This is a genomic window from Methyloceanibacter sp. (assembly GCF_050728395.1).
GTDB lineage: Bacteria > Pseudomonadota > Alphaproteobacteria > Rhizobiales > Methyloligellaceae > Methyloceanibacter.
Genome location: NZ_JBOHJB010000001.1, coordinates 86565 through 99141, shown reverse-complemented (window position 1 = coordinate 99141; position 12577 = coordinate 86565). Strand labels below are relative to the sequence as shown.

At 59.6% G+C, this 12577-nt stretch carries 13 protein-coding genes; 3 read left to right on the top strand and 10 right to left on the bottom strand.

All coding sequences use genetic code 11. The features are described from left to right. Positions 1 to 5: 5 nt before the first annotated feature. The 5 genes from ACREC7_RS00450 to ACREC7_RS00430 all read right to left on the bottom strand — a co-directional run bounded on the left by ACREC7_RS00450 (position 6) and on the right by ACREC7_RS00430 (position 5693). Positions 6 to 452: a GtrA family protein gene (locus tag ACREC7_RS00450; RefSeq protein ID WP_431553710.1), complete on the bottom strand. Its 447-nt coding sequence runs from the start codon at positions 450 to 452 to the stop codon at positions 6 to 8. Continuing rightward, the gene (locus tag ACREC7_RS00445; RefSeq protein ID WP_431553709.1) at positions 449 to 1372 is read right to left on the bottom strand and encodes a glycosyltransferase family 2 protein; all 924 of its coding nucleotides are present in this window, start codon (positions 1370 to 1372) and stop codon (positions 449 to 451) included. Before ACREC7_RS00445 ends, ACREC7_RS00450 begins: the two co-directional genes overlap by 4 nt. A gap of 43 nt (positions 1373 to 1415) precedes the next feature. Further along, the gene (locus ACREC7_RS00440) at positions 1416 to 2870 is read right to left on the bottom strand and encodes a class I SAM-dependent methyltransferase (RefSeq protein ID WP_431553708.1); all 1455 of its coding nucleotides are present in this window, start codon (positions 2868 to 2870) and stop codon (positions 1416 to 1418) included. A 255-nt stretch (positions 2871 to 3125) separates the two neighbouring features. Then, the gene (locus ACREC7_RS00435; protein ID WP_431553707.1) at positions 3126 to 4157 is read right to left on the bottom strand and encodes a hypothetical protein; all 1032 of its coding nucleotides are present in this window, start codon (positions 4155 to 4157) and stop codon (positions 3126 to 3128) included. A gap of 564 nt (positions 4158 to 4721) precedes the next feature. After that, the gene (locus ACREC7_RS00430) at positions 4722 to 5693 is read right to left on the bottom strand and encodes a class I SAM-dependent methyltransferase (protein WP_431553706.1); all 972 of its coding nucleotides are present in this window, start codon (positions 5691 to 5693) and stop codon (positions 4722 to 4724) included. 150 nt (positions 5694 to 5843) lie between these two features. Here ACREC7_RS00430 and ACREC7_RS00425 point away from each other — a divergent pair, with 150 nt between their 5' ends. Genes ACREC7_RS00425 through ACREC7_RS00415 form a run of 3 tightly spaced genes read left to right on the top strand, consistent with a single transcriptional unit; the run spans position 5844 to position 7716 of the window. Then, on the top strand, positions 5844 to 6428 hold the full coding sequence (locus ACREC7_RS00425) for an SIS domain-containing protein (RefSeq protein ID WP_431553705.1): 585 nt from the start codon (positions 5844 to 5846) through the stop codon (positions 6426 to 6428). After that, complete coding sequence (locus ACREC7_RS00420; protein ID WP_431553704.1) at positions 6422 to 6970, top strand: D-glycero-alpha-D-manno-heptose-1,7-bisphosphate 7-phosphatase; 549 nt, start codon at positions 6422 to 6424, stop codon at positions 6968 to 6970. Before ACREC7_RS00425 ends, ACREC7_RS00420 begins: the two co-directional genes overlap by 7 nt. Further along, entirely contained in the window at positions 6967 to 7716 is a 750-nt protein-coding gene (locus tag ACREC7_RS00415) for a transaldolase (protein ID WP_431553703.1), read from the top strand. The genes ACREC7_RS00420 and ACREC7_RS00415 overlap by 4 nt, the downstream gene beginning before the upstream one ends. A gap of 10 nt (positions 7717 to 7726) precedes the next feature. Here the strand turns inward: ACREC7_RS00415 and ACREC7_RS00410 are convergent, their stop codons facing one another. From ACREC7_RS00410 to ACREC7_RS00390, 5 genes are read right to left on the bottom strand one after another with little or no spacing between them, the layout of a single operon-like run. Further along, positions 7727 to 8449, bottom strand: coding sequence for a nucleotidyltransferase family protein (locus ACREC7_RS00410; RefSeq protein WP_431553702.1), 723 nt, complete (start codon positions 8447 to 8449; stop codon positions 7727 to 7729). Further along, on the bottom strand, positions 8446 to 9426 hold the full coding sequence (locus tag ACREC7_RS00405; RefSeq protein ID WP_431553701.1) for a hypothetical protein: 981 nt from the start codon (positions 9424 to 9426) through the stop codon (positions 8446 to 8448). Before ACREC7_RS00405 ends, ACREC7_RS00410 begins: the two co-directional genes overlap by 4 nt. Next, positions 9423 to 10394 carry a Gfo/Idh/MocA family protein gene (locus tag ACREC7_RS00400; protein ID WP_431553700.1) on the bottom strand — a complete coding sequence of 324 codons (972 nt, stop codon included), beginning with the start codon at positions 10392 to 10394 and terminating at the stop codon, positions 9423 to 9425. The genes ACREC7_RS00405 and ACREC7_RS00400 overlap by 4 nt, the downstream gene beginning before the upstream one ends. A 3-nt stretch (positions 10395 to 10397) precedes the next feature. Further along, entirely contained in the window at positions 10398 to 11264 is an 867-nt protein-coding gene (locus ACREC7_RS00395; protein WP_431553699.1) for an SDR family NAD(P)-dependent oxidoreductase, read from the bottom strand. Between the two features lies 1 nt (position 11265). Then, the gene (locus tag ACREC7_RS00390) at positions 11266 to 12555 is read right to left on the bottom strand and encodes a UDP-glucose dehydrogenase family protein (protein ID WP_431553698.1); all 1290 of its coding nucleotides are present in this window, start codon (positions 12553 to 12555) and stop codon (positions 11266 to 11268) included. Between the last annotated feature and the right edge of the window lie 22 nt (positions 12556 to 12577).

Genomic DNA, 12577 nt, shown 5'->3' with positions numbered 1-12577 from the left:
GTGGCTTACCTCTCGCCGCGTGCATCGACGTTGAAGACGAAGTGCTTGGCACCCCCGTAGTTGACCGCGAGCGCGATGGCCGAAGCGATTGCCAACGAAAAGAGCGGCGCATTGAGAGGCGCGGGGAGCACCAAAATTCCGATCGCGAAGATCGCCGCGTTGCAGACGAGACCCAAGCCCTGGACCCCGAGATATGCGGCAAAGGATGCGATCAGCCCTTGCTTGCGTCCGCCCCCAAATGTCCAGTGCTGATTGAGGGCAAATGTCAGCATCACCGCCAGGCTAAAGGAAAATACCCGGGCAAGAAGCGGGTTCATGGCGAAGCCATGCACCAGTGCAAGGAGCACCGTGGCATCGGTGATGAAGCCCGCGGCGCCAACCACGCAATAGCGTAGAAAGCGGGTCAGCTCGGCGCGGGCAAGGCTGCTCGTTGCATCCTTGTCCTCTTTCATTGATGACCTTCGGCACTGGGAAGCGACAAATAGGCAAGCCGCTTCACCTCGCGGCGCGTCTTGGTGACCACATCGAGAATGATGCCGGTGAAGATGCTGACCACGGCGATGATCACCAGGCCGACGGCGAGGAACGCAGTCGGAAAACGCGGCACCAATCCCGTATCGAGATAGGTTTTTATGATCGGGACGCCCAACGCCACCCCGATAATAGCGCTGAAAAGGCCGATCAGACCAAAGAATTGAAGCGGCCGCTCGTCTTTCACCAGGCGCGAGATCAGCATGAGGATATGAAAGCCGTCTCGAAAGGTGCGCAGCTTGCTGACCGAGCCTGCCGGCCGCTCTTTATAGGGAACCGGCCGCTCTGCGCGCGGCACATCAAGCTCGAGCGCGTGGACGGCAAGCTCGGTCTCGATTTCGAAGCCACCGGACATCGCCGGAAAGGTCTTCACGAAGCGGCGCGACAACACCTTGTACCCGGAAAGAATGTCCGAGAAGGCCTGGCCAAAGATGAGACGGACCAAGCTCGTGAACGCCGCGTTGCCGAACCGGTGACCTCGGCGGTAAGCGAGCTCGTCGTTTGACAGCCGCGCCGCGTTGACGAAGTCGAGTTTGTCGTCGAGCATCAGCGTCACGAGCTCGGGTGCCGCAACCGCGTCATAGGTATCGTCCCCGTCGACCAGCACGTACACGTCCGCTTCGATGTCGGCAAACATGCGCCTGACGACGTGACCCTTGCCCTGGACCGGATGGTGGCGAACGATGGCGCCGGCGGCGCTTGCGCATTCCGCCGTCCGGTCGGTCGAATTGTTGTCGTAGACGTAGATGACGGCTTGGGGCAGGGCGTTTCGGAAGTCGTCCGTCACCTTTGCGATCGTCGTCTCCTCGTTGAAGCACGGTATGAGAACGGCTATGCGCACGATGCTCCCCGATGACGAAGGCGGGTGGCGATCCAAAAGTCGCCTATCGGGGCGCGCGTTTTGCAAGTTGCCGCGTGCTGTGAGACAGGCTGCGGAGAGGTTTGGTCAGCTTCCAAGAGGTGCTCGACTCCATCGCGGTCACGCGCTCCTCCAGGGTGCTTGATCGGTTCAGCGACCTTGCCAGTTCTTGCCTCGCCTCCCCAAGGGTCGACTCCCTCGCGCTTAGGCGCTCCTCCAGGAGCCTTGACCGATCGAGCGATTTTGCCAGCTCCAAGCTCGTCTCCTCGAGGCTCGACTCCCTCGCGCTTAGACGCTCCTCCAGGAGCCTTGACCGGTCGAGCGAGCTTGCCAGCCCTTCACGCGCCTCCTCGATTTCAGTCCGTAGCGCCTCGCTGGCCACTTGATAGGCCATTATCTCTTGGCGCAACGCCGAAACTTGTTTGTCCCGGTTCCGCTGGGTCAAAGCGTAGCTTTCGACATCGCGATAAAACTGCTCGTTCTCTTCGATCAAGCGTGCATTCAGAGTGTCAAATTTCGCCCTGGTGGCTTGATGGGCCTCTACCTCGGTCCGTAAAGCCGAGGCCTCACCTGCCTTCTCGGCCAACTTCCCTTCCACCGAGGCGATATGCTCCTTGTCGGCCGCGAGCTCACGATCTCTCCGGTCAACCGTTGCTCGCAAGGCGGCAATCTCGTCCGCAGGGCGCGCCATCATCGCGCCTCGCAACTCTTCGATTTCGGTTTGCAAGCCGCGAAAGGCCTCGCCGCGCGCCTGCAGCGCGCTTTCGAGTTGGGCTAGCTTCTCATCCTCTCGAGCCACGTTCTGCCGCAGAGTGTTCAGCTCCAATCGCTCGCTGACGCTCAAGCCCAGCCGCCCATAAACTTGTCTGAGCGCATCGCGGCTTGCCTCCGTCGCAAAGAACAAAGGCCCCAGCGACAACGGTATTTCATTCCCCACGGCGAGCACGCCAAGTCCGTGGCCGTGCCTGAACTCGAATGAGGGATAGCGAGCCCCCAGCTCATGCCACAATCTTGCAACCCCAAAGTCGCTCTTGTCCTCGTTGGTGTTGTGCAGGAGCACAACAGCCGACTTGGACAGTTTGGGCAGCCAGGAGTCGAAATCCTCCAAGACATCGTCATAGAAGCGGAGCCCATCGATATGCAGGACGTCAATCGACTGCTCCGAAAAGGAGTCGAGGCCGTCGGCAAAAGTCGAACGAATGAGCTTCGAAAATCCCGAGTAATGGTTGTCGTGATACTCCTTGAGCTGGGAAAAGATTTCCTCGCCGTAGAAGCCGGTATGCTCATCTCCCGTCCAGGTGTCGATCGCGCGGCATGTCGCACTGAGGCCGAGCTCCTGCACGGCTTGGCAGAAGGTCAAGTACGAGACGCCACGATAGGTCCCCAATTCGACGATCGTCCGCGGCCGAGCCTTATCGATCAGCCAAAAGGCGAAGGGCGCGTGTGGCAACCACTCGGAGGGCGCGATCCAACGCGGCATCCAGAACGATGCCGGCGACAAGCATTTTGCGGTATCGGCAAACGTCTCGGCCAAGCTTTCGGGGCGCCGGCTGTGCTCAATCTTTGAAACCCCGTACATCGCGGCAACTGGCCCCCCGTTGGCTCCGAGGCGATATCGAGCTTTGGTCCGTTAACTGAGGGACTAACGATAGTTAGCTGATTTTGGGTTGGCAAGCGGCAGAACGCCAGTGCCTGGAGTTGCCGCGGCGCCCAAGGCAGACCTGGAGACAGGAGCTTAACCTTGCTGAGGCTTATCGCCCTTGCTGAGGGCAGCGTCGATCTTCGCCGCAAGCTGTTCGATCGAGTCTTTCAGTTGTTTTGTATGCTCGGCGTGGTCTTGCAGGTGAAGGGCAAATAACATAGCGAGCATCTCCACCGGCAGGTTGCCGGTGTAGTCGGCGCCAGTGGGCTCGCCCTCGATATCGCTTTCGTCGAAGAGTTCCCCCTCGCGGTTGAAAAATTCCCGAGCGACCTTCCGATTCGACTCTCGGTAGATGTCGAGGATCTGCTTCGCCAGCTCACGTTTCAGCCTGAACGGCGGCCCGCCAACGCCACTTCGGTTTGCCCTCTCCAGAAGCGGAAGAACGTCGAAAGTACCAAGTCGATTAGCGAGGCGTTTGAATTCGATCAGGGCCGCTGGCAAGCTCGGATTGCTTCGTTCTGAAACTGGGTTTGTTTGGCCCAAATGTTGGATCTCCTGCCCAACGCAATTAAACAATGAAGCGATAAAATCACCAGTCTGAACCAAGTCTTCAAACAAAAATGTGCGCATCGAAGGCTTTCCGTATACGTTGTTCCAGCGCGAAAGCCACGCATGCCAATCGTATCCGGGATCATAGACATGCTGCTTGGCCAAGGGGTCCACTCGCTCCATATGGATAGCAGTCTGGCTATAGTTTGCCTCTAGGTATCTGTCTTGCCTCCGAAGGACCACGAGAAGACATTGCTTAGTGAAACCGCAATTTTCGAAATAGGCGCGGACCAAGACCGGGTCCGATATCGAAAAATATTCGGAGGATATGATCGCAGATTTGGTGGTTGGATCGTTCAGTGCCGTTTCGAGGTCACTGGTTGCCCATTCGAGCGGAGTTCCCGCCAGCATTTGGGAGATGTCTTTTCTCTGACGCTTTTGTGGATCGGTCACCGCTTCGACAGCGATCCGATGAGCGAATCGCGTGCCGCCGAAAGTAAAGATACCGATCTCCCGGAGAGCCTTCGCATTTGCAATTAGCCAATTCTGAACAGTCGTGGTGGCTGTCTTCGGCATCCCCGCGTGAAGGTAAATTCTAGTCACAGCTATCGCCTCCGATGGAGCGGGTCTTCTGCTTCTGAACGGAACGAAGCTTACCCCGTGTCGCTGTCGCTACTATGCGTGAGCCTTTGCAGAGGGACCGAGACTCTGCACCTCGTGACAGCGGCACTTATGAGGCCTACCCTTTTCCAGGCTCTCGATAAAAGTTGCGGAATTAGAGATTATTGAATTTTCTACACGCCTCGCTCACTTGGTCTTTGTGAGCTGCGAGACACGCGCCAATGCGCCCGCCTCCGCCCTCAACCCCAGGACAGAGCTTTGTAATATCATCAGCACAAACGCTAGCATTTTGGATGGGGGGTACCGGTTGCTTCTCCTGTTGTGCGGCTTGCTGGTCACAAGCCGCTAGGGCAAGACAACCCGCAGCAGTGAACAAAATGGATCGCATCTCATTTTCCTTTGAGGGTTCACAGTCCACGGAGGAGAAAACCATAAAAATGAGGGGATGTCGTTATTGCCATGGTTCCTACTCTCCAGACTGGCACGCCACCTTGGACACGGCATCGCCTTCAACCGCGCTCAGGCATATCGGCCATTCGTGGACGATTCGATTTTTCTTATTGACGAATTTTCGCGTCGTGACGCGGAGGTCTTAGGCCTCGCGACAATCGCCGCAAAGTCACCTGTGATGATGCCGTGCCTCTCCAAGGTATCCTCTAACAGTAGAATCAGACGCAGAATGCAAGCATGGTCCTGGTTATTCTCGTCGAAATTTGCAGCGATGCCAGACAAGAGGAGATGAGTAAGGCCGCCCCCGTACCCTCGAAAATCGAGAACATCAAAATATAGCTTGAGTACGTTCATGATCTCACTTGAACGGATCGACTCCGAGGGATCATTCTCCTCAAACCATGAAATGGGCGGCGGGTCGATTTGCTGCTTTGTAAGTATCGGATCGGTTTCGAGTCGCTGCCGGTAGCGCTCCGGCAGGATCGCGAGAATTGCGTTCATTGTTTCGAAAGCCGTCTCCGAAAGCTGCCAGCGGGAGGGGCCGATGTACTCGTCCAAAAACATCAACCCGTTGGGTTTGAGAGCCTGACGGCAATTGCAGAAAACAGACTCCAGAGCAAAAATGTGATGGAAAGAGGAAATTCCGAAAATGGCATCGTAGCCCGCTTCAGGGAGCTCATAAGAATTCAGGTCCAAGCTTCTATAAGTGATGCGGTCCGATAGCCCCTCGGCCTCGGCGGCGGCTTCAGCCGCGGCAATCGCGTCCCTGCTCAAGTCAATGCCAAGAACGTGCTGAGTGACATTGTTCTTGATCAACGAACGCTCAAACGCTCCAAAGCCGCATCCAACAGACAAAGCTGATTCGATTGGCTTTGGGATGTAATCGTGAATCCAATGGTCGAGAGACCCCTTCTTAGGATCGCCTGATATTCTCGTGCAGAGATGGGCTCGCGTAAGCGGGTGGTTCAGCCAATGGTTCCTCGAATGCACGCCGGTCCGCCGCTTGCCCCAGTGTTTGCTCACTTTTTCGGTGTCGTGCATTTTTGTTCAAAGTTCGCGTGGCAGGATAAGATAGGGCTATTGCCAGTCCCCAAAGGATAAACCAGCATACCCCCACAGCAACACTCTGTGTATCCTCCGGATAATTCCCGCCATATGGTTGCGTTTGAGTGTGGTGGAGGCAAACCGTCAATGACCCACGCTGCCACCTTCCTTGGTGAAGTCTGCCAAACCGCGACGCTTCTGTCCCCGGAGACGGTCGAGTCCCTTTGCGACGAGCTCGTCGCCCTGCGCGAGCGCGACGGACGTCTGTTCATTCTCGGCGTGGGCGGCAGTGCCGGCAACAGCAGCCATGCCGTCAATGACTTTCGCAAGCTGTGCGGCATCGAGGCCTACGCTCCGACCGACAATGTCTCGGAGCTCACGGCACGCACCAACGACGAAGGCTGGCAAACGGTGTTCGCCGAGTGGCTCAAAGTGAGCCGCGCCAATGCCAAGGATGCGATCCTGATCTTCTCCGTCGGCGGCGGCAATCTCGAAAAGAACGTGAGCCCGAATATCGTGGCAGCGATCCAGGAGGCCAAGCAGCGCGGCCTGAAAGTGTTCGGCATCGTCGGCCGCGACGGCGGCTATACCAAGAAGGCTGGCGACGTTGTCGTGGTGATTCCGACCGTCGAGGAGTCGAGGGTGACGCCTTTATCCGAGGCCTTCCAGGCCGTCGTTTGGCACTGCCTCGTATCGAATCCGAAGCTGCAGAAGCACGCGACCAAATGGTGACTAGGGCCGTCTTCCTCGACCGGGACGGCGTCATCAATGCCAACGTGGAGCGCGATGGAAAGGCCGTGGCTCCCACCCGGCTCGAAGATTTCCGGTTCCTGCCGGGAGTAGGGGAAGCCATCGGCGCCCTCAAGAAGGCCGGCTTCACGATCATCGTCATCACCAATCAGCCGGACCTTGCGACCGGTCGGACCTCACAGGCGACCGTCGATGCCATGCACGACAAGATCCGGGCGGAGCTCCAGATCGACGGCATCAAGATGTGCGCTCACCTCAACACCGACAATTGCCATTGCCGCAAGCCCAAGCCAGGCATGCTGCTCGACGCCGCAGCGGAGTGGGGGATCGATCTCTCGTCGAGCTATCTCGTCGGCGATCGCTGGCGCGACATGGAAGCTGGGCGTGCCGCCGGGTGCAAGACGCTATTCGTGGATCACGGTTACGAGCAAGAAGGGTCAATGCAGCCCGATAAAATAATCAGTTCGCTGATCGAAGCTGCCGCGGCTATACTTGAGGGGACGCAAACGGGAGATCGCACATGAGCACACCGAGCGTCGACCAACTCAGAATCAAGATTTTCGCCGATGGCGCCGACCTCAACGCCATGCGCCAGGCAGCCGGCAACCCACTCATCAAGGGTTTCACCACCAACCCCACGCTGATGCGCGCGGCCGGTGTGAACGACTACAAGTCTTTTGCCCATGATGTGCTGACCATCATCCCCGATCGCCCAATCTCCTTCGAAGTGTTCGCCGACGACTTCCTTTCGATGGAGGCGCAGGCGCGTGAGATCTCTTCATGGGGTGACAATGTCTATGTGAAGATCCCGGTGACCAATACCAAGGGCGATTTCTCCGGCCCATTGATCGCAATGCTGTCGCGGGCAGGGGTGAAACTCAATGTCACCGCCATGACGACGCTGGAGCAGGTCTCGCGTGTCGGCGAGGCGTTGGCGGAGAGCGTGCCGGCGGTGGTGTCGGTCTTTGCCGGCCGCATCGCCGATACCGGACGCGATCCGGTGCCGCATATGGCCGAGGCGCTTCGCCTGTTGAAGGGACGTCCGAAGGCCGAGCTGCTCTGGGCGAGCCCTCGGGAGGTGCTGAACATCTTCCAGGCAGATGCAATCGGCTGCCACATCATCACCGTCACCAACGACCATTTGAAGAAGCTCGCTCTGGTCGGCAAGGATCTCAAGGATTACTCGCTGGACACGGTGAAGATGTTCTACAACGACGCGGCATCGGCGGGCTATCAGATCGAGAGTCCGGGCAAACGCGCCGCCTCGTAGGGCGGTCGGGTCAAAGGGACGTCGGCGCGACCCTGCCGCGGAGCAGCGCGTCGGTTTTGCGCAAGCCGTCCGGCGACCCGATCTCGTAGAAGCGGGTCTTCACCTCATAGCCCGCGAGGTTGCCGGATTGCGCAAGCTCGGCATAGACGCTGGCGAGATCGAACGAAACGCCCGGGGACCGCGCTGACGGCACCTCGGAGCGGAGTATTCCGAGCCCCCAGTCGATATGGCGCATCTGCGGCAGGCGCTCCGCCTTGTCGTAGCACCTGATGCGCCCTTCATCGAACCAGACATTGCTCGTGTCCCATTTCCCATCGTTGCGGAACACGGTCATCAATGCAGGCTTGCCGCTCGCCCGGAATGCATCGACGATCGGCGCATAGGCCGTGTCGAGCCAGCTGTCGCCGTACATCACGAGGAACTCGCTTCCGAGCTCGGGAAGCGCGGCGCGGAGCGCTCCACCGGTGCCGAGCAACTCCGGACCGTCGACCTGGTAACTGACGTTGACGCCGAACCTGCCGCCGTCGCCGACGAACTCCGCGATCTGCTCCCAAAGATACCCGACGCAAAGCACCACGCGCGAAACGCGCTCGCGCTGCAAAAGGCGGAGCTGATGAGCGATGAACGGCTCGCCGGCGACCTCGATCATCGCCTTCGGCATCTGCTGTGTCAGTGGCCGCAGTCGCGTGGCCAAGCCGCCCGCCAGCAGCGCCAATGGCGGCATCTCGGTCATTGCACGATGATCTTGGTGCCTTCGAAATCGAAACGGATGCGCACCTCCTCGAGCCCCGTCTCGCGCATGACATGCCGCACACGCTTCTTGTCCTCGGTGTAGAACAACAGGAATCCTCCGCCACCGGCGCCGATCAGCTTGCCGCCCCGCGCGCCATTGCGCATGGCGAGGTCGTACCAGTGGTCAATCTCCGGATTTGTCATGTGGTTGGAGCGCTTCTTCTTGTGCTTCCAGTGCTCATCCATAAGCACGCCGAACATGTAGAGGTCGCCGCTTTCAAGCGCGTTGAGGCTGCGCAAGCCGAGATCCTTCACATAGTGCAGATTATCGATCACCGAGCTGTCCTTGGCTTTCGATTTGTCGTCCTGCTCCTTGAGGATGGTTCCGGCAGAACGGGTAACGCCGGTAAAGAACATCACCAATCCGTCTTCGAGATTGTCCAGCGTTTCGGGCGAAATCTGTGCAGGTGCGGCGGAGACGGTGTCGTCTTTGTTGAAATGGAAGCAGGTCACACCGCCGAATGAAGCGATAAATTGGTCCTGCTTGCCGGTCGGCTCGCCGAGAAGGTCGATTTCGATATGGCAAGCCTGCTCGGCCAGCGTTTGGGGGCTGACGAGGTTCTTCTGATAGGCATGGAGCGCCCGCAGCAACGCCGTGGTGAAGCTGCCGGAGGAGCCGAGCCCCGTGCCTGCGGGAATGTCCGCCATGCTCGTGATCTCGAGCCGCTTGCAACTGACGCCAAGCAACTTCATGGCTTCGCGGATGATCGGGTGCTGCAGCTCGTCGATGGAGGTGACCTGCTCGAGCTTGGAATATTTGACGATGAGATAGTCGACGAACGTCATATGGATGGTGATGTAGACGTAGCGGTCGATGGCTGCCGCGATCAGGAATCCTCCATGATCCCGGTAGTAGGACGGAAGGTCGGTCCCTCCGCCGCCAAGCGTGATGCGCAAGGGGCTACGGGCGATGATCATCTGCTGGCTCCTGCATATGCTTGTTCGACAATCGCAAGAACTGCACATGCGTCGCTGATGTCGGCAATCCGCGAAGGTCTGCCCTCGACGGCGGCGGTGAAGCTTTCAAACTCGCACTGCCACGACGTATCCGGAAACGGATACTCCCAGGTGACGGTCTCGGGCGGTCCCATTTGAGGAAGCATCTTGTGGAAGGTGAGCCGCTCGACGCCGTAACTCTCGCCGAGGCCTTCGCTGGTGAGTTTACCGTCGCGTCCCACGATCTCAAACGAGAACATGTTCTTCCACTCGGTCCAGGTGGCGTGCAGCCAGGCGACTTCGCTTTTGGTGCCGCGCAGGGCAAGAAAGCAATTGTCGTCGACGGCGACATCCCAAAAGAACGTCGGCGTTACGGCATAGTCGAGAGCGAGATCGCCCAAGAACCAGCGCGACAGATCGATCAGGTGGCTTCCCTGGTCGATCAGTTCACCGCCGCCGGAAATCTCGCGCTGACAGCGCCATTCTTGCTCGTAGCCCACGCGCCCGCCATGTCCGTAACGGCCGCGAACATAGTATAGCGGCCCCAGCGCGCCGGAACTGACGATGTCCTTCGCTGCGCTCAGGCCTGGGTGGAAACGGTGATTGAAGCCGACCTTTACCACGATCCCGCTCCGCTGCCCCGCATCGCGGACCCGCGCCGCCTCGGCGAAGTTCCGCCCGGCAGGCTTTTCGACGAGCACGTGCTTTCCGGCTTCCGCAGCCGCCGTGGAAATCTCGGCGAGGCTGTCGTGCGTCGTGGCGACGATGACCGCATCGATGTTTGCCGCGATCACTTTGCGCCAGTCCTCGACCGCATCGGCGCCGGTGCGTGACGCAAGCGATCTCGCCCGCTCGATGTCGGTGTCGCAGACGATGGCGACCTGGCCGCTTGCTGCTGTCGCGGCGCGCTTCTGTCCGATCAATCCACAACCGACGATCCCGAGTTTCATGGCTTAGTCATCGAAGCTGCGGCCGCGATCGGCGGGCACGATACGACGAAGCGTGTAAATGTCGGCGGACTCGAGTTCAGCGGCATGAATGTGCAGGGTCGGCCAAGGATCCCACACAGCGCTGATCAATCTTCCGGTGATGCCGGCGCTCTCGTCGGAGGCGAGATAGACGGTCAGATCGGCCCCGGCCGAGAGAGGCGTCCCACCTTCTCTGTGGAGCTTGCCCATGCGCTCGTGGAACGCGGCACCGACCTTCTCGGGGCCGGCTTCGAGCACTTGCCGCATCATTCGCGTGGCCAGCGCGCCCGGAGCGACCGTGTTCACGGTAATGCCGTGCTCCTTGAGCTCGAGCGCAAGCGACTCGCTGAAGCGCACGACGGCAGCCTTTGATGCTGCGTAGCTGGTCAGCCGGGGCAGGGGGTTCGTCGCTCCGCCGCCCGAGATGTTGACGATCCTGCCCGAGTCTTGGGCGATCATGATCGGGGTGACGGCGCGGCAGGCATAGACGACCCCCAACAGGTTTATGGAGATGGCATCGACCCATTCGTTCCAATCGACCTCGTGAGTCAGGCCCATTGGACCGTAAATGCCTGCATTGTTCACGAGGATATCGATGCGTCCGAAGAGGTCCAGCGCGCGCTTCACCAGGCTATCGACCTGCGATGCATCGGCCACGTCCGTGGTGCAAGCGGCAATCTGTTGACCGCTGCTCGCCTTGGCAGAGAGTTTCTCCGCAACGCTGTTGATGGCGTCGGCGCTGCGGGCGCAGATCAGCAAGGAGGCGCCTTCCTCCACGAAGCGTTCGGCTATTGCCGCGCCGAGTCCCTGGCTCGCACCCGTGACGATGGCGCATTTGCCGGTGAGCCGCATCTTAAGCTTTCCCCACGGTGATGTACGTGATTTGCGGAGCGTTCTCGAAAGCCGCCCCGAGGAAGCGATTAGGATCGCAGATCAACGGGCTGCGCATGGTATCGATGCAGACGCTCGGCGACAGCGACTTGAACTCGGGCCACTCGGTCGCCACGATGGCGGCATCGGCGCCGGACAGAGCCCCTTCGATGCTATCGGTGAGACGGATAACCTTTTCGAGCTCCTGAGGTAGGGTGCGGATCGCCGGATCGAAGGCGGTGACCTTGGCGCCAAGTTCGGCAAGCCCCCGGCACACCTCAATCGAGGATGAGCGGCGGAGCGTGTCCGTCCCGGGTTTGTAGGTGAGTCCAAGCACCGCCACGTTGCGACCCTTCAACGACCCGTAGCGCTCCGTCAAACGCCGAACCGGCCAACGCTGATGGGCCTTGTTGCTCGGCAAAATGCCGTCGATCAGCGGCACGTGTAGGCCCTCGCGCCGCGCGATACTCCGCAAGAACATCACATCGCGCGCCAACGTCCCGCCGGCAAAGGATGTGCCTGGTTTGATATAGGCTCTGGGACCAATCCGAGGCTCAAGCCGAAGCGCTTGCTCCACTTGGCCGGCGTCCGCCCCCACGCGCTCGCAAATCGAAGCCATCTCGTTGGCGAAGGTCACGCTCGTCGCGAGAAAAACATTCATGGCGTGCTTCACCATTTCCGCCGATTCGAGGCACATCCAGAGGATGGTTTGCGTGAAATTCTCAAGCACGGGGCGAAGGACCTGGATGACCCTCTCATCCTCGCATCCCACGACGATACGTTCGGCGTTCCTGAAGATCTCGATGGCCTTCCCAAGACGCAAATTCTCCGGCGAATAGGCAAAGTGGCATGTCTTGGAGGGCTCTTCCCGGCGAAAATCCTCCGACAACGCGCGCGTGCTGCCAACAGGGAGCTGCGATGAGATCAGCACGACCGCGCCGTCGCGGAGATGAGGCAACAGGCCGCGTGCGGCATCGATCACGCATTGCACGTCGGCGACGTCATTGTCGTCGACTGGAGTATCGAAGGCCACCCAGACGATGTCGCACTCCGCCACAGCCTTGGGGTCTGTCGCGAAGTCCAGCCGGAACGCGGCAATCCCTTCGGCGATCAGCTCGTCCAGTCCTGGCTCGAACAAGGGAGCCTTGCCCGCCCGGAGACCCGCAATAACCGCCCGGTCGTAGTCGAGGCCGGTCGTTAGGTAGCCGGCATGGGCGAGGCAGGCAGCGGTGACGCAGCCCAGATGCCATGTTCCAAAGACGCAAATCTTCATCGCTGCAGACTATGAGGCGTTA